Annotated in this window: 23 protein-coding genes and 1 tRNA gene; 8 read left to right on the top strand and 16 right to left on the bottom strand. The window is 57.0% G+C overall.

Annotated elements, in window-relative coordinates:
• The first annotated feature begins 3 nt into the window (after positions 1-3).
• The 3 genes from VFE46_14850 (at position 4) to VFE46_14840 (ending at position 2,899) form a co-directional block, all read left to right on the top strand.
• A complete protein-coding gene (locus VFE46_14850; GenBank protein HZZ29274.1) occupies positions 4-777 on the top strand; it encodes an AMP nucleosidase in 774 nt (257 codons plus the stop codon).
• Between the two features lie 1,017 nt (positions 778-1,794).
• Positions 1,795-2,232, top strand: coding sequence for a VOC family protein (locus VFE46_14845; GenBank protein ID HZZ29273.1), 438 nt, complete (start codon positions 1,795-1,797; stop codon positions 2,230-2,232).
• Positions 2,233-2,386: 154 nt separating this feature from the next.
• The gene (locus tag VFE46_14840; GenBank protein ID HZZ29272.1) at positions 2,387-2,899 is read left to right on the top strand and encodes a hypothetical protein; all 513 of its coding nucleotides are present in this window, start codon (positions 2,387-2,389) and stop codon (positions 2,897-2,899) included.
• 244 nt (positions 2,900-3,143) lie between these two features.
• Here VFE46_14840 and VFE46_14835 read toward each other — a convergent pair whose 3' ends face one another.
• The 7 genes from VFE46_14835 to VFE46_14805 all read right to left on the bottom strand — a co-directional run bounded on the left by VFE46_14835 (position 3,144) and on the right by VFE46_14805 (position 10,813).
• Positions 3,144-3,554: a VOC family protein gene (locus VFE46_14835; protein ID HZZ29271.1), complete on the bottom strand. Its 411-nt coding sequence runs from the start codon at positions 3,552-3,554 to the stop codon at positions 3,144-3,146.
• Between the two features lie 230 nt (positions 3,555-3,784).
• Complete coding sequence (locus tag VFE46_14830; protein HZZ29270.1) at positions 3,785-5,497, bottom strand: PEP-CTERM sorting domain-containing protein; 1,713 nt, start codon at positions 5,495-5,497, stop codon at positions 3,785-3,787.
• Positions 5,498-5,929: 432 nt separating this feature from the next.
• The gene (locus tag VFE46_14825) at positions 5,930-7,807 is read right to left on the bottom strand and encodes a chloride channel protein (GenBank protein HZZ29269.1); all 1,878 of its coding nucleotides are present in this window, start codon (positions 7,805-7,807) and stop codon (positions 5,930-5,932) included.
• 94 nt (positions 7,808-7,901) lie between these two features.
• The gene (locus VFE46_14820; GenBank protein ID HZZ29268.1) at positions 7,902-8,744 is read right to left on the bottom strand and encodes an arginine deiminase-related protein; all 843 of its coding nucleotides are present in this window, start codon (positions 8,742-8,744) and stop codon (positions 7,902-7,904) included.
• Positions 8,745-8,747: 3 nt separating this feature from the next.
• Positions 8,748-9,221 carry a hypothetical protein gene (locus tag VFE46_14815; protein HZZ29267.1) on the bottom strand — a complete coding sequence of 158 codons (474 nt, stop codon included), beginning with the start codon at positions 9,219-9,221 and terminating at the stop codon, positions 8,748-8,750.
• Positions 9,218-9,409, bottom strand: coding sequence for a hypothetical protein (locus VFE46_14810; GenBank protein HZZ29266.1), 192 nt, complete (start codon positions 9,407-9,409; stop codon positions 9,218-9,220). The genes VFE46_14815 and VFE46_14810 overlap by 4 nt, the downstream gene beginning before the upstream one ends.
• 78 nt (positions 9,410-9,487) lie before the next feature.
• Positions 9,488-10,813 (bottom strand): TIGR00300 family protein, encoded by a 1,326-nt coding sequence (locus VFE46_14805; protein ID HZZ29265.1) that lies wholly within the window; start codon positions 10,811-10,813, stop codon positions 9,488-9,490.
• 289 nt (positions 10,814-11,102) lie between these two features.
• Between VFE46_14805 and VFE46_14800 the strand changes: the two genes are divergently transcribed.
• On the top strand, positions 11,103-12,551 hold the full coding sequence (locus VFE46_14800; protein ID HZZ29264.1) for a hypothetical protein: 1,449 nt from the start codon (positions 11,103-11,105) through the stop codon (positions 12,549-12,551).
• Positions 12,552-12,604: 53 nt separating this feature from the next.
• On the opposite strand, the gene VFE46_14795 is transcribed toward VFE46_14800, so the two are convergent.
• Both VFE46_14795 and VFE46_14790 read right to left on the bottom strand, forming a co-directional pair.
• Complete coding sequence (locus VFE46_14795; protein ID HZZ29263.1) at positions 12,605-13,198, bottom strand: hypothetical protein; 594 nt, start codon at positions 13,196-13,198, stop codon at positions 12,605-12,607.
• Between the two features lie 496 nt (positions 13,199-13,694).
• Positions 13,695-14,438: a hypothetical protein gene (locus VFE46_14790; GenBank protein HZZ29262.1), complete on the bottom strand. Its 744-nt coding sequence runs from the start codon at positions 14,436-14,438 to the stop codon at positions 13,695-13,697.
• Positions 14,439-14,677: 239 nt separating this feature from the next.
• On the opposite strand from VFE46_14790, the gene VFE46_14785 reads away from it, so the two are divergent.
• The gene (locus VFE46_14785) at positions 14,678-15,193 is read left to right on the top strand and encodes a methylated-DNA--[protein]-cysteine S-methyltransferase (protein ID HZZ29261.1); all 516 of its coding nucleotides are present in this window, start codon (positions 14,678-14,680) and stop codon (positions 15,191-15,193) included.
• A gap of 160 nt (positions 15,194-15,353) precedes the next feature.
• Positions 15,354-15,557: a hypothetical protein gene (locus tag VFE46_14780; protein HZZ29260.1), complete on the top strand. Its 204-nt coding sequence runs from the start codon at positions 15,354-15,356 to the stop codon at positions 15,555-15,557.
• A gap of 45 nt (positions 15,558-15,602) precedes the next feature.
• Here VFE46_14780 and VFE46_14775 read toward each other — a convergent pair whose 3' ends face one another.
• From VFE46_14775 to VFE46_14765, 3 genes are all read right to left on the bottom strand, one after another.
• Positions 15,603-17,375, bottom strand: coding sequence for a hypothetical protein (locus VFE46_14775; protein ID HZZ29259.1), 1,773 nt, complete (start codon positions 17,373-17,375; stop codon positions 15,603-15,605).
• 329 nt (positions 17,376-17,704) lie between these two features.
• Positions 17,705-18,724, bottom strand: a complete 1,020-nt coding sequence (locus tag VFE46_14770; protein HZZ29258.1) for a neprosin family prolyl endopeptidase — start codon at positions 18,722-18,724, stop codon at positions 17,705-17,707.
• Between the two features lie 150 nt (positions 18,725-18,874).
• Entirely contained in the window at positions 18,875-19,219 is a 345-nt protein-coding gene (locus VFE46_14765) for a hypothetical protein (GenBank protein ID HZZ29257.1), read from the bottom strand.
• 187 nt (positions 19,220-19,406) lie between these two features.
• Here VFE46_14765 and VFE46_14760 point away from each other — a divergent pair.
• Positions 19,407-19,480, top strand: a tRNA-Arg gene (locus VFE46_14760).
• A 175-nt stretch (positions 19,481-19,655) separates the two neighbouring features.
• On the opposite strand, the gene VFE46_14755 is transcribed toward VFE46_14760, so the two are convergent.
• The 3 genes from VFE46_14755 to VFE46_14745 all read right to left on the bottom strand — a co-directional run bounded on the left by VFE46_14755 (position 19,656) and on the right by VFE46_14745 (position 22,233).
• Positions 19,656-20,036, bottom strand: coding sequence for an Ohr family peroxiredoxin (locus tag VFE46_14755; GenBank protein HZZ29256.1), 381 nt, complete (start codon positions 20,034-20,036; stop codon positions 19,656-19,658).
• A 96-nt stretch (positions 20,037-20,132) separates the two neighbouring features.
• Complete coding sequence (locus tag VFE46_14750) at positions 20,133-21,776, bottom strand: FAD-dependent oxidoreductase (GenBank protein HZZ29255.1); 1,644 nt, start codon at positions 21,774-21,776, stop codon at positions 20,133-20,135.
• 91 nt (positions 21,777-21,867) lie between these two features.
• A complete protein-coding gene (locus VFE46_14745) occupies positions 21,868-22,233 on the bottom strand; it encodes an STAS/SEC14 domain-containing protein (GenBank protein HZZ29254.1) in 366 nt (121 codons plus the stop codon).
• Positions 22,234-22,622: 389 nt separating this feature from the next.
• On the opposite strand from VFE46_14745, the gene VFE46_14740 reads away from it, so the two are divergent.
• On the top strand, positions 22,623-23,045 hold the full coding sequence (locus tag VFE46_14740; GenBank protein ID HZZ29253.1) for a nuclear transport factor 2 family protein: 423 nt from the start codon (positions 22,623-22,625) through the stop codon (positions 23,043-23,045).
• A gap of 101 nt (positions 23,046-23,146) precedes the next feature.
• Here the strand turns inward: VFE46_14740 and VFE46_14735 are convergent, their stop codons facing one another.
• Positions 23,147-23,389: a hypothetical protein gene (locus VFE46_14735; GenBank protein ID HZZ29252.1), complete on the bottom strand. Its 243-nt coding sequence runs from the start codon at positions 23,387-23,389 to the stop codon at positions 23,147-23,149.
• Positions 23,390-24,559 lie beyond the last annotated feature (1,170 nt).

Genomic DNA, 24,559 nt, shown 5'->3' with positions numbered 1-24,559 from the left:
CCCATGAAAGATCGACTCGAAATCGCTAGAAACTGGCTTCCCCGTTACACCGGCATGCCGCTGGACCAGTTTGGCGATTACGTGCTGCTGACCAATTTTCATTACTACGTCAGCCACTTCGCCGAAAAATTCCACAGCGATATTTGCGGACAAGGCCGACCCATGCAGGCCGCCACCAATTCCGCCGGGCTGTCGATCGTGAACTTCGGCATCGGCTCGGCCAACGCCGCCACCATTATGGATTTGCTTTCGGCCCGGCATCCCAAGGGAGTGCTGTTTTTGGGCAAGTGTGGCGGACTAAAAACTTCGACCGAAATCGGCCACTTTATTTTGCCGATTGCCGCCATCCGGGGCGACGGCACCAGCGATGATTATTTTCCGCCCGAGGTGCCCGCCCTCCCCTCCTTCAAGCTCCACAAATTCATTTCGGAAAAAATTGTGGGCCGCGGAATGGAATATCGCACCGGGGTAATCTATACCACCAACCGCCGGCTGTGGGAGCACGATATCGATTTTCTCGCTCGGCTCAAACGCATGACCTGCATCGGCATCGACATGGAAACGGCCACCATTTTCATCGTCGGCCACCATAACGAAATTGCCCGCGGCGCCTTGCTCCTGGTTTCCGACACCCCCTTCACGCCGGAGGGAATTAAAACCGAAGAGTCGGACCGTGTCGTGACGGAAAATTGGTCCGACGTGCATTTGGACTTGGGAATCGAAGCGATGACCGAAATCGGCACCAGCGGGGAAAAGATCAAGCACTTTCGGTATTGAGCGGGCTGGTGCTTGGTCGTTTGGTGTCTGGTAGCTGATGGCTAAGCGGCGCCCGCACTTTGTCGAATGGTTCGGGTAATTTTTTTCCCGGACAAAACCAGGACCTTTTGTCACGCTCGCCGCCAGCTTTTCTCAAGAAATCGCCGTTAGCGCGGCCGAAGCACGCGGTCGAAATGCCGCAGGTTTTGTGTTTTCCGCGCTGGTTTGCGCCGCATGGTTGCCGCGTTTGGCCGTGCAGTTTTGCGACATTTCTCGGCTCCCCGGCAATCAGTGCGGAACGTGTCTGCAGATAGGTTCAACAAACATTGGCCGCACTCCCTTCGGCGTCAAATCCAAAAATTATTCGACGAGTCGGCTGCCGTGCCGCCGGCGGGCTGCGCGCAATCGGAGCGGCGCGCCCTTAATTTCCGCGCCTGGAAGTTAGCGGCTTGAGCTAGCCTTCCAGGCGATAATTTGCCAAAGAACTAATCGGCCGCGCACTTTCACTTGTGCGCGCCGCTGCTCCCCGTGCGGAAAGCGTGCCGATTATAACAAACCCGTGGCCCAAAAATCCCAATATTTTTTTGCGACCGCAAATAGCCGAGTCGCATCAGTCAGTCTCCAGAAATCCACGCAGCGGATTATCTCGAAGTGCGCTATACTGTGCTGCCCCGATTTCCATACGTCATTTATTACAGGTTTCATGAGAATCGGGTAACGGTGCTGGCGGTCTTGCACGGCAGCCGCCACCCGCAGCAGGAGCGTGGCGCCGTGCAGTTCATGCACAGGAAACATGAACTAACGAACCGCGGTATATTTATTCGACGGCCTACAGAATCAGGTCGTGGAACAATTTGATTTTTTATGTGGCGGAATCGTCCGACTTACACCGTCGAGCTATGGCCAAATTGTCCCACTAACCAGATACACGAGCCACACGTTTGACGACCAGGAGCTATCGCGCTAAATTGCAGTCTTACCGCGCCGCAGAAATGCGGCACAATCACTTGTTAGGCGACTTGACGCATAAGGCAATTCATGAACGTTCAAACCACGCTAAATTTCTACGGGCGCACCGAAGAAGCGGTCGAGTTCTATTGCAGGACGATTGAAGCTGAGGTTCTCTTCATGATGCGGTTTCGCGATTGTCCAGACCATTCCCAACGGAGGCCAGGAATGGAGGAGAAAATATTTCACGCAACATTTCGCATCGGTTCCACGGAGATTATGGCGTCAGACTGCGGTTGCGAGAAGTCGCCACCCGAAACAACCTTTGCAGGCTTCGCGTTTGCTCTCCGAGTTGAAACTCCGGAGAAAGCCGAACGGTTATTCGCGGCTCTCAGCGAGGGTGGTCAGATCCAAATTCCTTTGCTGGAAACATTTTTTGCAGCGCGATACGGAATCGTAATGGATCGCTTTGGCATCTCCTGGAAGATCATGGCCGAGTCTAAAACGCAAAGCTCAGATAAAAAATGAAGGTGACGTCGCCTAACAAGGTCGCCGGAGCCAACTGTAGTGAAGAGGAGGCGTAATGGCTAACATGGTGCGCGTTTTGGCGGTTCAACCCCCGGGCAGAGCCCGGGGCTAACAGCGCGCGTGTATGATGAGTTAAAAACTAAGAGCGATTAACATGCGAGATCGCCGGTTTGTGGCCGTTCATCGGGGCGGACTTCTGGACATCAAAAAGCACCGCCTGCTTGCCGCTTGGGCCGCCGATTGTGCCGAGCATGTCCTTCCGCTTTTCCAAAAGCACAGTGCCGATCAGCGGCCAAAGCGCGCCATCCGCGTTGCCCGGGCTTGGGCGAAAGGGAAGGTTACCGTCGGCGATGCGCAAAAAGCGGCGGTTGCCGCGCATGCCGCAGCTCGAAAGGTTGCCAACCAATCTGCCCGGGCAGCGGCGCGGGCCGCGGGACATGCGGTGGCCACGGCCCACATGGCTGACCACAGCCTCGGGCCGTGCATTTATGCCCTGAAAGCCGTCGCGGCATTGGGCAGGTCCGCCGAAGCGGAACACGCGTGGCAAATGAAGCATCTTCCCACTTCCGTTCGGAAGTTAGTGATCTCCGCGCTGCAGGGAGAGCGGTTCAAACGAGTGATGAAGAAGTTGATGCCGCAGGCGCGGTTCAGACCCCCGCGCCGATAAGGATATTTAACTGCTAGCGTATTTAGTGCCGCCCCGTTGGGGCTTTTCATGTTTGAGGGGCGCACTTTTCCCAGGCCGACGCTTACGCTTGGCCTGGGCTGTTTTCGGTTGCCCCGTGGGGGCCCATAGAACAAGCATGCTGGCAATTAAATAAGCTTCAGAGTCCGGGGCTAATGGGACTGTCGGTTCACACACCTAAAAGTCGACTGTGCTCGGTTGCACCACCCCCGGGCCGAGCCCGGAGCTAACTTTGCTCTCTATTCTCTACGCGGTTTTGGAAACACAGCTGGTAGCCGTCGGGATCTTTAAGGAACAGTTGCTTCATGCCGTAGAAGGCCACTTGAGGTGGATCGAGCTTGAGACCGTTGGCCAATAGCTCGGCATGCATGGCGTCGGCATCGTCGCAGTGGAAGAAGAACATGACGCCGCGGCCGCGCCCTTCGGCGGGGCCATCTTCGGCGTCAGCCTGTTGGAGCATCAGTTCCGCACCGCCGCGCGCCAGCAGGCACCACAGCATTTTTCCTTCCGGCGACCAATGCTGCGTGATTTCGAAGCCCAGCTTGTTGTCGTAGAACGCCGCCGAGCGATTCATGTCGCTGACGTACAACAGCGGCACCAGTTTGTGGACGGCCGAAGCAGGAAGCGCTGCAGACATGGCTTTCTCCTTGTACGAACCAGCCTTCTCCCGCCGGTGAATTGTACTGCCAGGGGCGTGAAGAATCGCGGGGGGCGCTAAGCGATCGTCTTCTAACTTGAATTGAACGGGTGGCCGGGGTCGAGGCCGCCGAGCCCCCGGAATCCAGACCGCTGGAATCCAATTTGAATTTCACGTGAACCGGATTTGCCGCCGGATGCAATCGGGCGATATCCGAATGGTTTCACGATTCAAAAAATAGGCCGGCGCCGCCGACGGAGCAACAACAAGCCGCCGATGGTGAGCAACGTGATGCCGGCCGGCTCGGGGACGGGCACAATTTCGAAAATGGCGCCCAGGTTGGCCGCCGGATATTCTCCCGTGGCATTGCCGAATCCGGTGTCGCCCGCGTTGCCGCCGAAGTCGACAATAAACAGGTTCCCCTGGTTATCTTCGCCAAAGGAAACGACATGGCCTAAGCCGTTGATGGCGGAAGGGTTATTGGGATCGAACAAGAGCGAATTCCACAAGCTGGTTTCGTTGGTAATGGTTCCGTTGGCGCCGTTGAATGTGGATGGATCGCTGGTGGGGTCAAAATTCCCCGCGCCGCCGGAAACATTTAACATGCGAATGGTTCCGGTGACGAAATCGGAAAAGAAGTATTGCCCTTGGAGTGACGCGACCGGCCCCTGGTAAACGTAACCGCCGATCACGGCGTTGCCGCCGGTGTGCGCAAATTGTTGAATGGGCTGCAACGACGTGGCGCCGGTGAAGGGATTGGTGGCGCCGTGGGGTGCGCCGCTGACGGTCGTGGAGTTTGACGTGCCTTCTTTTTCCGGCCAGCCAAAATCGACGGGGCCGTGGCTATTCACTGCGCTGGCGCCGGTGCCTGTGTTGCTGCCGGCTTTAATAAAGTCGACTTCTTCGACGGCGCTTTCGCCGACATCGCCGATGTACATGTTGCCGGTGGCGCGATCGAAGGTGAAACGGTATCCATTCCGCAAACCCGTCACCCAAACTTCCGGCAAGGCGGGAGTGTTCGGCGTGCCGATGGGGCTGCTGGCAGTGTTGGAGCCTTGGAGCGGCGTGGACGGATGCGCGGCATTGAACGCCAGCACGGGATTGGAAGCCGGAATGGCAAAGTTTTTATTTGGATCGGTGGGGTAGGCATCCGCCAGCGTGGAATTGACATCGACCCGCAATATTTTGCCTTTTACATCGGCCGGATTTTGCGAAGGCATGCCCGTGACCGCGGTGGGACTGGCGGCGGTTCCGTTAACGCCGCCGTTGTAAGGATTGGTGAACGAGCCGTTGCCCGTGCTAATGTATAAATCGTAACGATCTTCCCCGGTGGCGGTCGGATCGAAACCAATGCCATCGATGGTGTGATTATTCATGCCGTTGTTGTTGTACTGCAAAATGGTTTTGGTGAAGGTGGTGTTGGCGGTCGTGGGGTTGGCCGGATTCGTGGTGGTGTATTCTTCCACTCGATTGATGGGAACGCCATTGCTGCTGCCGCCGCTGCTGTGAAGTGCGCCATTGCCGGTGTATTGGGAACTGGAGACGTATATTTTTCCGAATCCAGGCGTGCCGGAATTATTGTAATCGGGATTAAAGGCCACGCCTTCGAGGCCATCGTCGTTAAAAATATTGCGGCCCGATAAATCGATCACCGGCGTGCCAACGTAGCCCGACGTGCCGGCTAAAGTTGTGTCGTAGCGCATGAGCATGCCCATCTGGTTTACTTCGTTAAACCCCTGGACGGTGTTTGCGCTGCGCTCGGTGTAATAGATGATGTTGGAGGGATCGCCGGGGGCCTGCGTGACGGCATTGGGCTGATCTAAGCCCGCCGCGACGCGCTCGATTTTATAATCGACGGCGCTGGCAGTTGCGGCGAATAAGAATGCCCCGGCCCAACACAACCCCCAAACCCAAGCACGATGACTACGCATCAATTCCGGCATGGCTCGTTCCTCTCGGTTAAACTTCGCACAGCGGGCAGTGAACTGGCGGCGCAGCGAGTTGGCAGATTGCGATCATGCTCCAGTGCATTTCCAGCAGCATCGTCTTTGAGTTCCGAACCTTGCAGGAGGGCAGAACTACAAATCTTGACGGTTCACGATGAGTTCGACCCGCTGCAACCCGAGTTGCAATTCCCACTTCCCGCGCATTGCGCTCTTTCGACGCAGATCAGAGTTGGCCCGTTTTGACCCCGTCGTTGCCTGGCCGCATCATAGCGGCCTACTACCGCTTGGGCAAGAAATTACCCTCTGATTTACGGAAAGATTTCTGCAGAACTTAAGGCGTGCCGCGGCGAGTAGTGGCGAAAGAATAGCTTGCGGTCCCCGCGCCAATTGCGGAAGAAAATTCGTCCGGGCCCGGCAGACAACCGCCGATTAGGCTTTTCGCTTGGTCTTGCGTCGGCCCAGGCGCGGGACTTTTAGCGTGGGGGCTTCCTGGGCGCTTTCGTCCAATTCGCGGCGGTAGACAGAAAGAATATCGCTGCGCGTGATCATGCCCACAATTTTCGGCGGCTTTTCGTGGCTAAGCACCGGCAGACGGCCGATGTTGTGCCGGGCCATGTGATCGGCAGCCTGACGGACGGTTGTGCTTTCGTACACGAATTTCGGCAAGCGTGTGAGCAAGTCCTTGAGCGTTTTGCTTTCCGGCGTTTGCGGCTCCAGAATGTCGCGGCGGGTGAGCACGCCTTGCAGCACGCCGGCGGAATCGACAATGGGAAAGCCTTGATGGCGCGAATCGGGCCCGTCGGCGGCCATCCAGGCGCGAACTTCTTTCACCGTTTGCGTGGCGCGCAGGGCGATCACTTTTTTCGCGGCCACGGCGCCCACCAGCACTTGCTGCAGCAAATCTGGCGCGTATTCGTGCGGTGCGGCCACGCCACGGCGGACAATTTTTTCCGTCATGATGGATGTTTTGGTCAGCAGCGAGGCAACTAAATAACTTGCTGCGCAGCCGCCCAACAGCGGCAGCACGCACAGCGGCTGCAGCGTGGTTTCAAACGCCAGCACTGTGGAAGTCAATAACGCCCGCGAGGCGCCGGCAAACATGGCCGCCATGCCAACCAGCGCGGCAATTCGCAAATCGATTCCGGCCGCCGGCACCAGCATCACAGCCACCGCGCCCAGAACCTGCCCCAAGCCGCCGCCGACGGTAAACAACGGCGCCATGGTGCCGCCGGAAGTTCCGCTGCCCAGCGCGATGGCCCAGGAAACGAACTTGGCAAAACACATGACCGCGACAAACCGTGTCGACCAGTTGTTGGAAATAATGGCGGTGACATTGGAATAGCCCACGCCGAGCGTGTGCGGTTCAAAATAACCAATGATTCCGACGGCGACGGCGCCAATGGCCGGCCACCACATCCAATGGACGGGCAGGCGTTCAAAAGCGTCTTCCACGGCATACAAAATTCTGGTCACGGCGGCGGCGGCCACGCCCATCACCGCGCCCAGCAAAATGTAAAAGGCCATCGCCATCAAGTGTGGCGATTGAATTCCGGCAGGCATCGGGAACACGGGCTCCGACCCTTCGAAAATAATCCGCATGCCGGCGGCCGTGGCGGCCGCCAAAGCGACGGGAATCATCGAGCGCGGGCGGAATTCGAACAGCAGCAATTCAATCGACAATAGCACCGCGGCGACAGGACTGCCGAACACTGCCGACATGCCTGCCGCTGCTCCGACAGCCAGCAGCGTTTTACGTTCCGCGGGCGTGGTGCGGACGAATTGCCCTAAGAGCGATCCCAGTGCTCCACCGGTGGCAATAATGGGCCCTTCTGCGCCAAACGGTCCGCCAGTGCCCATCGCAATGGCTGCGGAGATGGGCTTCAAAAACGTCACCCGCGCCGGAATGCGGCTGCGGTTGGTGAGCACCTGCTCCATGGCCTCAGGAATGCCGTGGCCGCGAATGGCTTGCGAACCGTAGCGGGCCATGAAGCCAATAATTAAACCGCCGATAATTGGCACGGCGATGACGAAGACTCCCAGATGATTACCGGCCGGACTAGCTTTGTCGAGCGAAAGGGTGCCATAAAACGAGAAATTGGTGATGAAATCAATGAGGTGAATCAGCGCTTCGGCGACTAGCGCACCGGCTACGCCCAAAATAATTGCCACGCCACATAGCCAGACGACGCGCGCATCAATCGAGGGAGCTTCGTGCGGAACTTGAGCGGATTCGGCAACCAAATCGAGCGAGGGAGAAATGCTGACCCCCGCCGAAGTCGCTGCATGCACGATCTCTTCTTCCGCCATCATGCCTTCTCCGTGGTCCTGAGTGGCCTAAACCCCGATGAAACCAAAAAAAAGGCCGGAGTGCAAGTCGATTTCCAACGTACTTTTCTACCTTTTAGTCTGGGGCGGCAGCTTTCCAGCCGGCGGCTTCTTCGCCATCCAGCCGCAAAGTAAGGCACTTGGCGCTGCCGCCGGCTTTTACGAATTCATCCAGCAGGGTTTCTTGCGGCGTGAAGCCCCGCTCGCGCAGCGCGGCGTGCAACTGCGGGCAGCCGGTGTTGGTGGTTACCGTGCGGCCAATCACGACGGCATTGCAAGCAAAGCGGCGCGCCTCGTCGGGGTGCACTTCAATCAATTCCGGAATGTGGGCCTGCAGTGCGTCGCGGCCGTAGTCATCGAAGGCCGGCGGAAAATAAATCGCTTGCGTGGGCGAGAGAGGACAAAAGCAGGTATCGAGGTGATAGTAGTACGGATCGACCAACTCGACGGGAATTACCCGGCAGCTGAGCATTTCGCCAATTTGTTGTTCGCTCAGGGCATGGCTGCGGATGCGGTAGCCGGCAAACAACGTATCGCCGCAAAACAGTGCGTCTCCGGCCCCTTCAAAGTGCAAATTTTCGGGAACGTGGCGGATTTCGAAACCATGTTCACGCAGCCAAGCTTCATCATGCGACACTTCTCCCTGCCGCTCCGGATGCCGGAACCGCGCCATGACGGCCGTGTTGCGGTAAATGAGCGCAGCATTGGCGGTGAACACCAAATCAGGCAAGCCGGGTTGCGGCGGCAGCAATTCGATGATGGCGCCGACCGCCTCCAACAATTGCTTGAGCGCTGTCCACTGCGCGGCGGTCACTGGCCGATCGCTTTGCCGCTGCCGACTCATCCAGGGATTAATCTCATACTCGATCCCATAAAAATCGGGCGGACACATGAGGATGCAACGTTGGACAGAAGGCATATTTCACCCCGGCGGCTGGCTGGGCTGAATATCTTGCCAAGGGCGCGCTTCGACATAGCGAGATAAATGCGCAACATTGCCCGTGGCGACAATCACGGATGGTCCGAAATCCGTCAGAATTTCCTGTGCCTGAGCTGCAAGTATCACATCTGCGTCGAGCGCCGCATCCAACGCCGTGGGTCGTCCTCGTTGGCGGGCGTCAGCCCACAAATGTGCTGCCAGGCAAAGCGTGCGTGGAGACAACGGCAAGTATCCCATGATCTCAATCAGGGCATCCAGTCGTGCTTGGCCGCGCGTTTTGCCAGCCCGTAGCAGTTCTCGCCGAACTTCATAATCCGTAATGGCAGGAACACGAGGAAAATCACCCGCAGCCAACAAAGAATCAATCCACCGCATGCAAGCATTCGCGTTTGCCGAAATCCGTGGATTGCTGGCCAGGCCGAGCACCCCGGTATCGAGCAACACAACCTGGCTCATTGAAAGAGCTTTCTGGTGGAAAATCGATCTTCGTCGAGCACTTTTTTAAGATACTCAAACGTTTCGCGTTGCTCGCGCAGATCTTCCTCGTCTCCCTGCAGCATTAACATCAAGCGTTCATGAAGCTGGCGGCGCTGATGTTCGCTAAGCGGTTCGAAGAGTTTAGGGGGCGCGATTTCGGATGCCATTTCTCGAATCTCCGAGGTTTCTGCCTTTATTATCGGCGAAGAATTGGCTTTCGTCCACTGCGCCCCGCAGGGGCTGAATTATCCCGGTTTTTTCTCCAGCGATTCCAGATCTTCCACCAGGGCGCGGAGGAACGGTTCCACGTCGGTCACTAGCCCCACGGTTTGGAACGAGCCGCGATCGTTCAACTTGATGACCGTCGAGGGGTTGATGTCGACGCACACCACTTTCACCCAGGCCGGCAACAAATTGCCCACGGCCACCGAGTGCAACGTGGTGGCGATCATCAAGCAAAACGTAAGATCGCGAATTTTTTCGCGCATTTGCCGCTGCGCTTCCAGCGAATCGGTAATGACTTCCGGCAACGGGCCATCGTCGCGAATGCTGCCGGCCAGAAGAAAGTCGACGTTGTTTTTTACACACTCATACATGATGCCGCTGCGCAGAATCCCCTGCTCTACCGCCGGGCGAATGCCGCCGGCGCGGCGAATGCGGTTAATGGCCCGCAAATGATGTTCGTGCCCCGCTTCGGCCAAATCACCCCGTTCCAAATGCACGCCCAGACTGGTGCCGAACAGCGATTGCTCAATATCGTGGGTGGCCAACGCGTTGCCGGCAAAAAGCTTATGAATGTAACCGCGGCGAATCAGTTCGCACACATAGGGCCCGCTGCCGGTGTGAACAATGGCCGGGCCGCCCACCAACAGCGACTTGCCGCCGCTGGCGCGCGTTTGGAACATTTCCTGGGCGATTTGCCGAATGGCCACTCCCTTGGGTTTTTCAGTGGAGACGGCGCTGTTCATGAATTCGAATGTCTGCCGCTCCATTTTTCGTTCTTCCGGAAACACGCGCACGCCGGAGTGGCCGACGACAATTTGCATTCCGCGGCGCACGTCGGTCATGGCGATGCAGCGGGCCGAGACGGAATGGGCCGCTGCGGCGTTCGAACTTGCCTTTGAGGAAGTTGCACTTTTTTCCACCAGCACGCCGCAATCCATTTCCTGATCGGCCACGGGAACCCAATGCCCATCCAACCGCACTTCGGTGCGCTGGTTGGTGGTGCTGTAAAAGCCTTCGGGAAAGGCGCCGTCGATGTCGGCCGGCTCCCAGCGTGCATCGTTCAATGCGGTGGGTACGGCCCCGTGATCGGCAATTTGCGCCAGAATTTGCGAAAGCGTTTCCGCAGTCGGCGATTGCACTTCCAGCAGGGCGTAACTGGCGTCGGTCCGGCTTTGGCCAATGGCAATGTTTTTAATGCGAAACGCGCCGCCGCCGGCCATAATCACGTCCAAAATCTTGGGCAGCAGCAAACTGTCGATAATGTGTCCGCGAACTTCAACTTCCTCGACACATTTCATGTCTGCGGGGGGACTGGCGGCAGCGGTTCCTGTGGATTGGCGATTCATTCGAACTCCCCATGAAAATTGGTCCGAGCAATTCTACATTGCTCCAGCACACAGGACCAATGCGAAGTTGGCCTCGATGAATATACGAATGCGAACGCAAATTGCCGCAGATAACGCAATCCACAGCACAAGCCACCCGCAGCCCGCCTTCCCAGTTTGCGACACGCGCTTTATACTGACGATGAAAGGCAAACAGAACCCGCCGCGACAATTCACACGCGCAAATCTGACTTCGCACGGCCTCTGTTTTCAAACACAGGTCGGCGGAAACAATTCAAATAGGAACCTTATGAGCGACAATCCGAACGATCCTTGGCGATCGCTGGCCGACGAACTGGGAGTTCAGCCGGGTGCGGAAAGCGCCCCGCCTCCGCCCGCGGCAACACCCCCTGCTCCGCCACCGCGCCGATCTCCACCGCCGTCGGCGCAGGATTCGCCTCCGCCCAAAAAATCAAACTCCGATTGGAATGCTTTGGCTGGCGAGCTGGGCATTGAAGTGCCTGCCGAAGCGGAAACTCGGCCGCCGGCGCACGATCCGGTCGCTGATCTACTGGGATTTCCTCCGCCGGGTTCGTTGCCGCCGCCCGAAGAGAGCCGCCGCGCGCAGGAATCGTACGGCGAAGATTTCGATGAGGATCAGCAACAAGATCGTGACGCTGGTTCGCGCCAGCACTGGCAGGAGGAACGTGGCGAAACGCAACGCCGCCAGGAGTACGATGACACGCAGCCGGTTTTCGAGGACGAGCCGACCGGAGAGAGCGGCACTAGGAATCGTCCGCAGGGGGACGAGGAACGCCCTTACCGTCCAAGCAGAGGCCGACGTGGGCGTGGCGGGCGTGGCCGTGGTGATCGAAGCAGTGGCGGTCGCAGTAGCGGCGGCCGAAGCAGCGGCGAGCGAAGCAGTGGTGGTAGCGGCGGCCGCGGCAGCAATGAGCGCAGCGGCAGCGGCGATCGAGGCAGCAATGATCGAGTCAGCAATGAACGAAGCAGCAATGAACGAAGCGGCGGTGAACGAAGCAGCGGTGAGCGAAGCAGCGGTGAGCGAAGCAGCAGCGGTGAGCGAAGCAGCGGATATGAAAGCCAAGGGCGCGGAAATCGTTCCGGCAATCAATATGAAAACCGCGGCTCGGATGAAAATCGAGACTTCGCGGAGCGCGAGCCGCAAGTCGATCGGGCATTTGAGGAAGATGCAGCCGGCGGCACAGCATTGCCGGCAGGCGAATCCAACGATGAACGTCAGCAACATTCGCGCGACGAATATTCCTCCCAGCGCCGTCGTCGCCGTCGGCGAGGCCGCAGCGGGGGGAGTCGTGACACGCGTCGTTCCCATGCTCCAGAGCGGGAATCTTCTCCGCCGTCGGAAGACGACGATCTGCCGTTTCTCGAACTGGCGCCGGACGAAGAACTAATTTCCGGCGATGAATCGCAGATCGAATTTGCAGCCGATACGAGTCGGCACGCTGATTCGTTGGAGGACGCCGAGCATGACTCGTCCGAACGGACTTCGCCGGTGGACGAGCTAGACGAGGAAGACGCCGCGCTGTCTGAAGCGGACGACCATCATTCCGGCAAGAGTTCCGTGCGCGACATTGTCACGTGGAAAGATGCCATCGGCATGATTATCGATGCCAACATGCAAACTCGGGCCAACACACCCCACCGCGAAGGACACGACCCAAGAGGTTCGCGCGGCGGGCATGGCCGCGGGGGGCGCGGGCGTGGCGGCCGCCGCCGATAATTTGCTGACGCCGCGCGCAGCGATAAAATTTTTCCGCTGGGAACTACTGCGGCCTAACGGGGCAATTCACACAATCGATCGCGCCGCGAAGAATCTTCCGGCGGCGATTTTACCGCGACGCCGGCTGTGCTTGCGCCGGCGCGCTCCGGGGATTGCGCCGGCGAATAATTTCCAGTGCCGCTGGCTCGCTTGCTTGCCTCAGGCTGAGACGGTTCGGCCGACTTGCGACCCTGCTCGGCCCGGCCCGCCAGCATTTCCATGCGCTGGGCGACGGCGTTGAACTCGTCGGCCAAATCCGGCCAGAAATCTCCTTCGCGGAAGTGCATCGGAGGCACTTGCTCGCCCGCCGCCAATCGCCGTAGCTCGCGCCGCAAGCGGAACAACGGGCCCGTGAATTTATTGCTCAATCGCAAAATGTCGTACACCAACAGGGGCAAAATCAGCAAGGAGACGACGGCGGTCGGCAGGAAAAAGCGCCACGAATCGAGGAAAAATTGCACCAGCGGCTGGTCCGGGCCCGTGATTAAGCTCCAGGCCAATAGCGCCAGCGCCACCGTCAACAGGCAGCAAAACCAATATTCGACGGCACGCAGCATCAACGCGCCTTGCACCTTCCGGTCAATAAACAATCGCTTGCGTATTCGCATCGGAATACCTCTCTCTCGATTGGACTTAGCTGGCCCGCAATAATCGGCCGATGATAAAAACATGGGAAGCAAGGCGCCGGTCCGCGGCCGGCGAAGATCCCTCATCCAAACGTACCTTGCTTCCGCGGAGGATGCCGCCCACGCCGCCTGCCGAACACGAGTCCGGGCGAAGAAAAAACGCAACGTCCGCTCTGCCGGCGATTAGAAAATGCACAACCGCTACAAGTCGACGCGCCGCGAAACAGGCATCCGCCAGCTTGGAAATGAGCCCAGCGATTTGCCCCGCGGCAATTCGAAATGCCGGTCGCAGGGTGGCAATTGGCCGATTTCCGCCTTGAGGAAGGGGTGGCCCGCCCAGCAAGGAAAAATGGGTGGTCGTGTAGCGACGGCTGTCCTCAGCCGTTTTCTCAAGAAAGACAGCAGCGGCTGAGGACAGCCGCCACTACATTTTTTCAAATTAAGCGACGACCAAAAAATATTTGTAAGCCAGCGGCGCTCAGCGGAGCGCAATGGTCCGTTGCAGCGGGCGCAACACGCTTTCGACCACGTATTGATCGACAATGTCCTGGCACACTTGCGCCAAGCGATCGACCACTTGCACAAACGTTTGGTCCGGCTCCAGGCTGCCATAGTGCCGAGCCGTGACATACACGCTAAGCTGCTCCTCCGGATATTCGCCGGTGCGAATTTGGTAGGCATTGGTGCGGTTTTCCACGCTCACGCGAACCTGCGTGCGGCAATCTTCATCCATCGACAGCGTCAGCGACGGCTCGAAATTGATGACGCCGCCGCCGGGCAACTCCTGCAAGCGCTCCATCGCCGGACAGACGCCCAGCGCTTCGGCCACCAGCCGATTGTGGTTGCCGCGATAGGTGAAATCGAATCCGAATAACAGATCCAGCGCTTCGCAATCCAGCGGACTGACCGACAGCATGAACGGCGCCATTTCCAGCACCAGGCGGTGTTGCTCCATGGCTTCTTCCACCGAGGCGGGGTTTACTTGCCCGGAGCACAGCCGGCGCGGCTCCACCGTGGCCCAGCGATATTGCGAGCGGTCTTTATCTTCCTCCAGGACAAAATCGCGCTTGTCGCGGCAATAAAACTTCCGCATGGAGGGATATTTTTTCTGAATGCGCTCGAAATAATGCAATACGGTGTCGCGCTGCTGAGGGAGCTCCATCTCCGTGCTCAGGTTCATGTTGACGTAGAAATCGTCCGATAGTGCGGTGTATTGGGTCATCACGAATTTGCTCCTGGGTGCACCTGCCGAAAACTTCCATGTCTCGAGGAGCGGGCGGCGGGCCGTACGTTTGAGCCAGCAGTACCAAGGAAAGTTGAATTTTCGCTGCGGCCAGTATAAATGCTGCCGGCCGGCGCTGTCAAAGGCGCTCCCCGCCAGGGCACTTTACAGCCGCTGAGGAGTCACTATACTGTGCAAGTGTTCAGACATTGCACGACGTTGCACAGGGAGGTTCATCCATGCACGACGAACTGACAGCTTTTCGCACAGCTTTCGGCTGGTGCGCCATGTTGGGGCGCGGGCCAAAATTACGGGCGTTGACGTTTGGCCATCGAAATTCGGAGGCGGCCATGGCGGCGCTCGAAAGCCAATTAACCGCTGACGCCCGGCGATCTTCTTGGAACCGGCCCTTGGCGCAGCGCTTGGTCGACGCGCTGGAAGGCGAGCCCGATTTATTTACGGATGTGGAGGTCGATTTCGACCATCTCACGCCGTTTTCGCGCCGGGTGGCGGCTGCTTGCCGGCGAATTCCCTGGGGCGAAACCCGCAGTTACGGCCAGTTGGCGGCCACAGCTGGCCGACCGGCCGCGGCCCGCGCCGTGGGGCGCGTGATGTCGCAAAATCGGACGCCGCTGATCGTGCCTTGCCACCGAGTGATCGGCAGCAGCGGCCGGCTGGTTGGGTTTTCCGCGCCGCAAGGAATAGCGCTCAAGCGGCGCTTGCTGGCGCTGGAATCGGCCGTGTTGTGCAGCTAATAAGTTGCAAGATTTCAGCAATCGTCGGGAAATTTGGACTAGAATTGATTCGGTTCGTCGACAACAATACCGCCCCTTGCTCGCCCAGAGAATCCCACCGTTCGGATGCGGCTTGTCGCGTCCGCCTGCCTTCCAGTCCAACTTTCCCAGCGAAAACGGGATGCCCGCCGAAGCTCAACATTTGCCCATGCCCGACGGCTGCATTTTGCAGCGCCGCAACGATGGCGCGGTGTTGGTGCGCGTTCCTTCGCGCCGACGACAAGCCGCTCCGCTGCCCGATGCCGTGTTCACGTTCCGCGCGGGCGATCCGCAATTCGATTTTTGGCATCAGCAATTGGCGCAGCAAGAAGCGCAACAACAGTAGTTGGCTGCGCAGCCGACGCACGCCGGGCGTAATCGCCGGACAGCGTCACGGTCCGTGATGCTGCAATTGCTGGGTGTAAGCCCCAATGCCTTGCAGCACAGCGGCTGGCACAAGAATTTCCGTATCGATGTTTTGTGCGCCCAGTTGCGCCGAAACCCCAATGTCCGGAGTGTTGGGAAACGGCGGCAGTTGCAGTGGAAATTGCGGCATCGTCATTTGCATGATGTTCTTCGTGAATTCCAGGTAGCCCGAGGGATTGATGAATGCCCGCCACTGGGCATCTTTGGGCATCAAGGCGACGGTGGTTTTCACATCGACATCGGAGCTGAGCGAGGTCTCGGGCGATTTAACCGCTTGGAGGACGGTTTTCAAGTTTTCGCTATCGCCCCAGGCCATGACCACGGTGGTGGCGTCGGCCATGGCCATGTAGGTGGTGGCCTTGTTATCGTTTCCCATCAGAATTTGGGTCATGCCCATGGCGCGCGGCGCGCCGTTTTGCTGCATGCTGTTGAATACGCCGGTCATGTCGGCGGTGACTTCCAGGACCGGGGCGCCGTCCATTTCCGATTTGCTGATTTCGTAACTGGGCAGCGCCGGGTTGTTGAGCGACTTCAGCATGTTGCCGTAGATAGTCATCGACGATTCGTAATCTTGCAGATAGGTTTGCGCGTTCTCTGCGTGCACCACGGCATACATTCGGGAATACATCGATTTGCCCGAAGGGGGCACGCCCATGACGAACGACATCGATTTCAAGCCGCGTAGGCTGTGCTTGAATTGCTCGGCCAATTTGTTCCAATCGTCGTCGCTGATTTTTGTGCCTCCCTGATCGGCTGTCGAGCCCCGCAGCGCCTTCAGGCTAAGCGTGGTAATACAGTTGCGCATGGTGCTCCCCATAGAGCCGTCCAAGGCCATCAAATACGTGCCGGTAGGCAAGCCCGCCAGAGACTGGCTTGGTGGGGACGGAACTTGGGACGCCGCTTTCGATAGTTCGCCGCCGCTGGCCAATTGAAGTCGATTGACCAGGTGCAGCGTGTGGTCGTCGTCAATGCGCAAACCGACGCCCATTTGCGAAACTTCGCGCTGGGCGATGGGAATCAACTGCGACAGAAGGCTTTGTGCTTGCCGGGTAGATTCCGGCGCCTGCTTATCTTCAAAAGCTTTTAGTGCGCTGCCCGCGCGATCCAGCAATACTTTTACTCCGCTGTTGGTAATCACCAGCCCCACGTCTTGTTGGGCAGCCCAGCCGTTCAGTGTAGCGGCCGAACCGGCAGTTGGAGCAGCCGCCGCGGCCACGATGCGCTCCAGCTGCTTGCGGCTTTCGTCGCCGGCATGCGCGAACACGGCGAAATTATCGTTTACTTTCGCGATGAGCAACTTGGGAACGTGCGGCAGCGTGAGTTGGCTAATGCCGCCGCCTTGATCTTGCGGCGAGAATTGCCCAATGAGCTTTTGATAATCGGTGATCGCTACCAAGCCCACGAAAGTGCCGAAATCGTGCTCCTCGGTTGACGGTCCGATGGCTGCCACGACCAGCGGGCCATCTTCCTTCAGCCCGTCTTTCAAGCCAATCATGCCGCGGCCGAGCATCATGGGAGAAGGAATGGGCATTTGCAGTGCGCCCCCCAGCCCGGAAATTTTTGCGTCCAAAACGTTTAGTTGGGGAATAACCACGGCCGCCAGAGTGTCGTCGGGGAGCAATGTTAGCGCGGCGGCTGCATCGTTCGAAGCAGCGGTTGCCAGCGAAGCGCGGTGCAGCACGCCCAGCGCCAACACAAGCACAAGCGGAGCAAAACGAAATCGGACAGATCGGATCATGGAAAAATTCTCCGTGATGAAAGTTGGTCAATACGGACGCTTAGCGTCCGCAGCATTGGTCATTGGGACTTGGTCATTGGTCATTTCTTTAGAGCGAGCCTACAGAAACAAACGCCAACGCCAAACCGCCCTGCCCTGTGGTTAGCGTCCCTTTGGGCAGCGTGCAAATTAGACCAACATTCGCCGTGAATTTCAACGGTTTTGGCGCCAATAAACAGGCTGTTTCCCGGCCCGTTTTGCATCCTTGGCCCAAATCTGAAAGCGCCTTGATATGCGCCGAAATGAAGCCAGCGGTAGTAAATACAACCACTATTTCTCCAGCGACTGCGTTAGGACTTCGAAAGGCAGCGGCGCCTTCGCGCCAGCAATGCCACTGCAGCGGCAATGCCGGCCAGCACTGCGGCATTTGGCTCAGGAACCGTACTTGCTGATCCCCCGCCTGATAGAAGCAAATTTAGCAGCCCTTGCAGATCGGCGTTGGTCACTTTGCCATCGCTGTTGAGGTCGCCAATCAATTGCAGGTTGGGCGTCGTCACGCCGTATTGTGTTTCATAGCCATTCAAATCAGTCAGCGCTTTTTCCGCCGCCAAAATATCAGAAGCATCGACATGCCCATTGCGATTGAAATCCCCCGGCAGCAGAGGCCCTAAAGCAGTAAAGCCGGTTTGGGACGTGTTGGACTGGGCATACGGGGCGTTTACCATGTTCTTGAGGAGGTGGCCGCCGCCGGAGGAGTTGTAACCGGAGACAGTGCCATTGAGCGTCGGGTAGAAAGTTCCATCCTGATAAACTTCGCCGAACACCTGCGTGACGGATGCCGCAGTGAATGCTCCAGACCACTCCGACCCTGGGAAGTATCCTGCCAACGTGCCATTGAGGTAAAGGTTCCAGTTCGGGGCATTGTACTGGAACTCGACCTCCCCAGACGTTCCCTCCGCCGACTTCAGCGATGTAGCCCAGAAGCTGCCAATATTGGAGACGAAATGGGAGCTGGAATCGTAGCCCTGGCCGTCGCCGTTGATCCAGGAATAAACGAACCAATGGGGGTTGGTGTCGCCATTGAGACCAATATCTGTCGTGACGCCAATCTCGATAATGTTGCCGGAAGCACCAAACGAGTTGGACATGGACATCTCAAAGAGCGAGTGCTCATCCACAATCGCGTTGCTGATTGCCTGAGCGTTGATCGGCAGGTTGATGTTTGCCTCTGTGGTGGAAGTGGGGTCATAGTCGCCCACGTACAAATAACCCGCCGAACCAGCATTGGCTGAAGTAGCCATAAACACCAGTGGCTGAACGAGCGCCATGATGGCGATGACGGAGCGACGAATGGACCGCGTGCGATTCATGATCTCCCTTCCTTGGCAATGTTAACCGCGGGGTTATTTTGGCTTTTCCACGGTTCATCAGTCAACGTAGGGTTCTCAGCGAATGATGTTGTACCTGTGTTGTTCGGCGTAGCGTTCAACCTCCACGTGCTGTGCGGGAATGCTGGCGTCCTATTTCTTGCTCGGCATCCGATAGTACGCTACAGCTTTGCCGCCGTTGGAAAGCCAGCCCTGTGCAGCCAATCGAAAATCGGGGCAATCTTTTACGACATTTTGCCCGACCCACACTTTCGCGTGCGCAGAGCGAGTCGGAAAGCAACGGTCGATAACCAAGTGGTCGAAATGCCTGAGCTCGTCCAGCTTCGCTTTGGTGAGCGTTAAATGAATCTCTGTGAATCCAGACTGTTTTTTCGTGACAATTTCCACAGAAGATACATCTTCGGCATTAATAATGAACTGGGGTATGCCGTTGGCGTCGGTTGGAACTTCCCCCTGGCACCCAGTGGCCAAAAGCACGAAAAGCGTCCGTAGGCTGAATCACACTTTCAGCTTGTTCGCGCGCGGCTCGGTCATGTCGTTAAGTTACCATTCGCAACGTTTATTGTTCAATCAAAGCGCGCGAACAAAAGCAGCCTGCAAACCGTCGTTTGATTCGCGGATTGCAGGCTTTTTCGATGTCTGGTACGATGTGAAATTCGCATCCGCACCCCTAGCTCAATTGGATAGAGCATCGGTCTACGGAACCGAAGGTTACTGGTTCGAATCCAGTGGGGTGTACTGTACCGTAAAACCTGCCAAACGCTAGCGATAGCGTACCTGCCTGAGAACGGCAGCGTGGCCTTGAAGCTCCAAGAAAAGTGGTAGTACTACCACTTGGAGGATTAAGGCGTCATGCTGCCAAAACCACGAGTTCCCTCCTACCGCTTGCACAAGGCAAGCGGTCAAGCCCGCGTTATCCTGCAGGGCCAACATATCTATCTGGGGCGCTACGGATCGGCAGAAAGCCGCGAGGCGTATGGCCGTCTGCTGGCCGAAACATTTCGTCCCGGGGCCGAACCGCCCGTGGTCCAATCGATACGGCGCAGGTGATTTTGGCGCCCGCGGCCTCTTTCTTGTGTTGTTTGGCCACGAAGTCAAGCGCGCCGCCAAAGCAGGCGGCATAGCCGGCGGCAAACAAATGTTCCGGGGTGGTCGTCTGGGGTTTGCCCGGTCCGCCCATAGCTTTTGGCACAGAGAGATCTGCTTTCACCGATCCATCGCTAGCCTCGGTGTGTCCGTTGCGACCACCGGTTGCAGTCGCGGTGGCGGTAAATAACGGCTTGATTTTATCCATGACTAAGCCTCACTAGGGGTTTAGGTAAACAGAAATAAATGCCAACAACTTTCGTTGCAACAATGGGGCTGAAATCATCACCATGCCTCCAGGTATTCAACGACTGATCGACAGCAAGCGATGAGCGCACGTCACCGCGAGCGAACCATCGCCCACGGCAAATCCTACACGCTTGGTGGATCCCGAGCGAATGTCGCCGGCGGCCAACACGCCGGGCACAGTCGTTTCCAGAGGACAAGGGTCGCGGTCTACTCGGGGCCATAATCCCGAGCGAACGACATCGGTGCCAGTCAAGAGATAACCATTGGCATCGCGAGCAATCTCGGTAGGCAGCCATTCCGCCGCGGGCTCGGCACCGATAAAGACGAACACTGCCGAGCAGGGTATGTGTTGCCGCGTTTTCGTAGAGCTGTTTTTGAGTTCGATCTCTTCGATATGCCGATCTCCATAAATCGCTGCAATCTTGGTTTGCTCATGAATCACCACATTGGCGGTTGCCCGAATCCGCTGCGACAAGTATTCCGACATGCCCGGTCCCAGCGTACGACGGATGTGCAAATGCACCTTGCGCGACGGACAACATTCGGCGAGGAACATCACGGCTTGTCCGGCGGAGTTTCCTCCGCCGACCACGGCGACATCCGTGCCGTCGTAGAGATCCGCTTCAACCGTGGTGCAGGCATAATAGATGCCGGCCCCTCGAAAACGGTCTGCTCCAGCCGCTTCCAATTGTCGCCAGCGAACGCCCAAGGCGAGCAGCAGGACCCGACAGCGAATTTCAGCGCCGCAATCCAATTTCAGCATATGTAACTCGTCAACGGATCGCGCGGGAGTCAGGCGCTGAACGTCAACGGGAGCGATGATTCGCGCACCGAACTTGAGCATTTGCAAAACACCGCGCGTCGCCAGATCCGCACCACTCAAACCAGCCGGAAAACCGATGAAGTTCTCAATGCGCGACGAACCACCAGCTTGGCCGCCAGGTCCGAGCCGGTCGAGCATTAAAGTGGACAGGCCTTCGGACGAAGCATACACGGCGGCGGCGATGCCTGCCGGTCCTGCGCCCACAATCGCCAAGTCCACTTCCTGCGAAGGACAATGTTTCCAAATTCCAGCCTCGCTGGCGAGCTCCTGTAAGGAAGGGTTTACGAGAACTCGCCCGTTGCCACATTCAATGATCGGCGTCTTTCGCGGTGAGCCCAGCTCCCTGAAGATGCGCTGGCCTCCTTCAGTTTCCGAATCGAACCAGGTAAAGGGGACAAAGTTTTTGTACAGAAATTCCCGGACTGTATTCGTGTCCCTACAGCGTCCTGGGCCGACAACACGCAATCCAAGTGTTCCCAATTGCGTTAACAGTTCCCGCCGACGGCTAAATGCGACGATTAACTTCTCTCCGAAACTCGGGACGCGATTCAGAAGCGCCCGGAGATGGCTGTTTGGGATTCGCAACACATGGGTTGCGCCCCTGGCTACTGCAGTCACAATCACCGGTCGTCCGGTGAGCAAGTCGATGTCTCCCGAGAATTGTCCGACATCATGAACGACGATGACCCGGTTGCCATCGGTCGGATTTTGAATTTCGATCTGACCGGATTCAACGATATACAAATCGATATCCGCTTGACCGACTCGAAAAATAATTTCACCATCAACGTAAACGCAATGTTTTGCCAATGGCTTGACATGCGCAAGTTCGGCACTGGTAAGTCGAGGAAACGCGACTTCTTCTGTCTGAACCATTGGGCCTCCTCGATACGTGGATGATTTAGCTTGCCGACTGATGATAGACCAAATAACGCGACCATCGACGAACGCACTAAGGTTACTTTGTTTAATTCGTGCGTAGCCACGCAAGTGCCGACTCTCGATCGTCGTAGTGAAATCTCTTTACTTTAGGCCTGATAAAAGGCGCCGCAAGTCGCGGGAAAAGCGACAAAAACGTACTATCGGTTACAGCAGCAATTTTTTTTACTTTCGCACGGTGGTCACGCACAAATCGGAAATGCGACTTTAATCCCGCAAAGTTCCGCCATCCGGGAAATCGCTTGGCAATTACCAACAATCCCTGCAATGCGTCCTTCTCATCGATATATGGGTCCACCTCGCCTGCCAATTCCTCAAAGTCATTGGCCTCCAGAGGCTCTTTGGGAGACACTAACAATATCCCTTCATCACGAAGCAATGTGTGGGAAATCATAGGCTTTACCCTCCTTCCGAAAAAAATCCGAAATCACTCTTGCCACCTAATGTAATTATTGCAAAGACAGGGCCATTGGAAACTTATGTTTCTTCAAACTCGAAAACTGAGGGTTATTGGATCAACGCGAACCATGGTGGACTCACAGACGCCAACCAGTTTCGCAATGCCTACGCGATTTCGAAAGACACACCGCTCAGTCATTTTTCAAAACCACCCGGAACCTATTGAATGTAGAATCGCTTGCCCGCGCGATCAGGGGCAGTAGGATCTGTAGGATGAGTTTCTTTGGAATGCTGACGTTAAGCAGAAACGCAGCGTTAGAGGCCGTAGCAGGGTCAGCCGACGGCCTAAACTCTCAGAGCTTAAGAGAGAGAAAGGAGTTCAGAATGTCTACGAAAAACATCAAACTCGTTCAAAGCTTTTATGAATCTGTGTCCAACGGTGACTTTGGAGGAGCCAGCCAACTACTCGATCCGAACGTGGAATGGCTCGAGCCGGATGCGCCAGATCTGGGGAAGGCCGGAACGCATCATGGTGCCGACGCCGTATTCCGTGAGGTGATCGAGCCGGCTTACGAGAAATTCGATCAGCTTCGGCTTGAATTGGATGAGTTTCTCGATGCCGGAAATTGTGTCGTTGTATTGGGCAGTTTTCGTGGCCGCGGCAAGACTACGGGCACGGAATTAAACGCACCATTCGCCCACGTCTGGAAGTTGCAAGAGAACAAGGTTATGTGGTTCCGAAACTTCACGGACACCACGAACTTCAGGCATGCTTTGGGTATCACACCGGCTGTATACCGCAATTGATGCGCTCGTCAGATGAGCCCGATAAATCACAGCTCTTGCCACGACAGGGCCGACGCGACAGTCCCGAAATCCTTCGGTTGTCGGCACTGGTCGACGTGTGCTTAGGCGTCATGTGGATTTGCTGCTCCACCATTGCGCGATACTTGCCACCTTTGGACATCAGTTCCCAACGACGGATCGTTCGTCATATCCTGCGGCTTCACCGCGCAACCCGCGGTCATCGGAACGTGGAAGAGCAAGGTCCCGATGCGGTTGGTAACGTATCCCAGTAATACAGATGTTCCGATGCGCACCTCGGTCCCGACCGGCAAAATGCCGAGGTCTTTCCAATCCGCGAGCCCCATAGTTCATATCGGTCAAAATAAGCGTCAGGCCGCCGCCAAGATTATCGTGCCCGACAAGACTATTGGTTCCCTGGAGCGCGGGCTGTTTACTAGAGACTTGATGTCGACGGTCGCAATTGGTCACGGGGGATCCGAAAGTGGTCAATAAGGACTGGATCGTCGACGGCGACATCCTGGAGAAATAGTGCGCAAGCAGCATGGGATTGAACGCGTCTGGCGCTATGCATCAGCTTGACGGCCCTTGTTGTGTCAGGTTCGCGGCTTTATGGAATGACCACCAGCGGCGGGGCGACAGCGGGCAACGGTTTTAGCGGTGCTGGGACGCTATTTACGATTAACACAACGGAACGATTTTTTCAGTGTTGCACAATTTTAACCGGGGAAACTTGGGAGCGACACCGGGCACTATTATGATAAAAGATTCCGTTTTATACGGGGCGACCACCGAACGTGGCGCACGGGGAAATGACATACTATATCAAATGAACACGGACGAAAGCGGGTTCACCGTGTTGAATGCGTTTAGCGAGGTGCTTCCAACTCCGTCCGGGGATTTGGGATCCGTTGGGAATTCAGTTTACGGCACCGATCAAGGCTGCTTTACAGTCGATCAGGGGGCTGTATATACCTACCCTTCCAGTCTCCGAGCCATCGTCTTTCATTCTCTTGGCGCTGGCGACGTTGGCTGTGCTGGGCAGATTGACGCGAATTAAAACACCGCTATACTAATTGGCGCCCGCTGTGCGCGGCCCCTTTACCCGGGCTGGCGCGGGACGCTCATCGTCCGACAAAATCAGCGGGTATTTTTCTTGCGCTCGACGGAGTTTCGCATACTTCGGTCCTCCAATAGAGCTAGCCGCAAATGGGCGGCATGGGTACCCTCTGTATAGCACTTTTGTACAATCAGTTTGAGTGGTTACGACGCGGCCAATCTTTTGGCTGCATTTTTCATTCCGCCTCAGGCTTGCCCAAATCATGAGAGTAGCGCTCGCAAAGTAGCGAATTCACCCAGGTTGCACTCGACGTCCATTTTAGTTAACGGTCTTCGCGTATGTATCCTGACGTCTCATTGTTTTAGATGAGGCGGCTAGCCAAAGCGCTGGCAGTCACTAAGTGTTAATCTTGCCTAATCACTGATCGTGTACACCAATCTGTTTTCTCGCACAATTT

Source organism: Pirellulales bacterium (assembly GCA_035656635.1).
Classification (GTDB): domain Bacteria; phylum Planctomycetota; class Planctomycetia; order Pirellulales; family JADZDJ01; genus DATJYL01.
Note: the sequence above shows the minus strand (reverse complement) of the source record. Positions and strands in the feature narration are given on the sequence as shown.

Bases quoted from the DNA above. Each gene is read 5' to 3' on its own strand.
- VFE46_14775 (HZZ29259.1), bottom strand. From the start codon at position 17,375: ATGATCCGATCTGTCCGATTTCGTTTTGCTCCGCTTGTGCTTGTGTTG.
- VFE46_14840 (HZZ29272.1), top strand. From the start codon at position 2,387: ATGCGAGATCGCCGGTTTGTGGCCGTTCATCGGGGCGGACTTCTGGAC.
- VFE46_14750 (HZZ29255.1), bottom strand. From the start codon at position 21,776: ATGGTTCAGACAGAAGAAGTCGCGTTTCCTCGACTTACCAGTGCCGAA.
- VFE46_14825 (HZZ29269.1), bottom strand. From the start codon at position 7,807: ATGGCGGAAGAAGAGATCGTGCATGCAGCGACTTCGGCGGGGGTCAGC.
- VFE46_14845 (HZZ29273.1), top strand. From the start codon at position 1,795: ATGAACGTTCAAACCACGCTAAATTTCTACGGGCGCACCGAAGAAGCG.
- VFE46_14785 (HZZ29261.1), top strand. From the start codon at position 14,678: ATGCACGACGAACTGACAGCTTTTCGCACAGCTTTCGGCTGGTGCGCC.
- VFE46_14795 (HZZ29263.1), bottom strand. From the start codon at position 13,198: ATGCGAATACGCAAGCGATTGTTTATTGACCGGAAGGTGCAAGGCGCG.
- VFE46_14740 (HZZ29253.1), top strand. From the start codon at position 22,623: ATGTCTACGAAAAACATCAAACTCGTTCAAAGCTTTTATGAATCTGTG.
- VFE46_14770 (HZZ29258.1), bottom strand. From the start codon at position 18,724: ATGAATCGCACGCGGTCCATTCGTCGCTCCGTCATCGCCATCATGGCG.
- VFE46_14815 (HZZ29267.1), bottom strand. From the start codon at position 9,221: ATGAGCCAGGTTGTGTTGCTCGATACCGGGGTGCTCGGCCTGGCCAGC.
- VFE46_14780 (HZZ29260.1), top strand. From the start codon at position 15,354: ATGCCCGCCGAAGCTCAACATTTGCCCATGCCCGACGGCTGCATTTTG.
- VFE46_14735 (HZZ29252.1), bottom strand. From the start codon at position 23,389: ATGGGGCTCGCGGATTGGAAAGACCTCGGCATTTTGCCGGTCGGGACC.
- VFE46_14755 (HZZ29256.1), bottom strand. From the start codon at position 20,036: ATGGATAAAATCAAGCCGTTATTTACCGCCACCGCGACTGCAACCGGT.
- VFE46_14745 (HZZ29254.1), bottom strand. From the start codon at position 22,233: ATGATTTCCCACACATTGCTTCGTGATGAAGGGATATTGTTAGTGTCT.
- VFE46_14790 (HZZ29262.1), bottom strand. From the start codon at position 14,438: ATGACCCAATACACCGCACTATCGGACGATTTCTACGTCAACATGAAC.
- VFE46_14810 (HZZ29266.1), bottom strand. From the start codon at position 9,409: ATGGCATCCGAAATCGCGCCCCCTAAACTCTTCGAACCGCTTAGCGAA.
- VFE46_14850 (HZZ29274.1), top strand. From the start codon at position 4: ATGAAAGATCGACTCGAAATCGCTAGAAACTGGCTTCCCCGTTACACC.
- VFE46_14830 (HZZ29270.1), bottom strand. From the start codon at position 5,497: ATGCCGGAATTGATGCGTAGTCATCGTGCTTGGGTTTGGGGGTTGTGT.
- VFE46_14820 (HZZ29268.1), bottom strand. From the start codon at position 8,744: ATGCCTTCTGTCCAACGTTGCATCCTCATGTGTCCGCCCGATTTTTAT.
- VFE46_14805 (HZZ29265.1), bottom strand. From the start codon at position 10,813: ATGAATCGCCAATCCACAGGAACCGCTGCCGCCAGTCCCCCCGCAGAC.
- VFE46_14835 (HZZ29271.1), bottom strand. From the start codon at position 3,554: ATGTCTGCAGCGCTTCCTGCTTCGGCCGTCCACAAACTGGTGCCGCTG.
- VFE46_14800 (HZZ29264.1), top strand. From the start codon at position 11,103: ATGAGCGACAATCCGAACGATCCTTGGCGATCGCTGGCCGACGAACTG.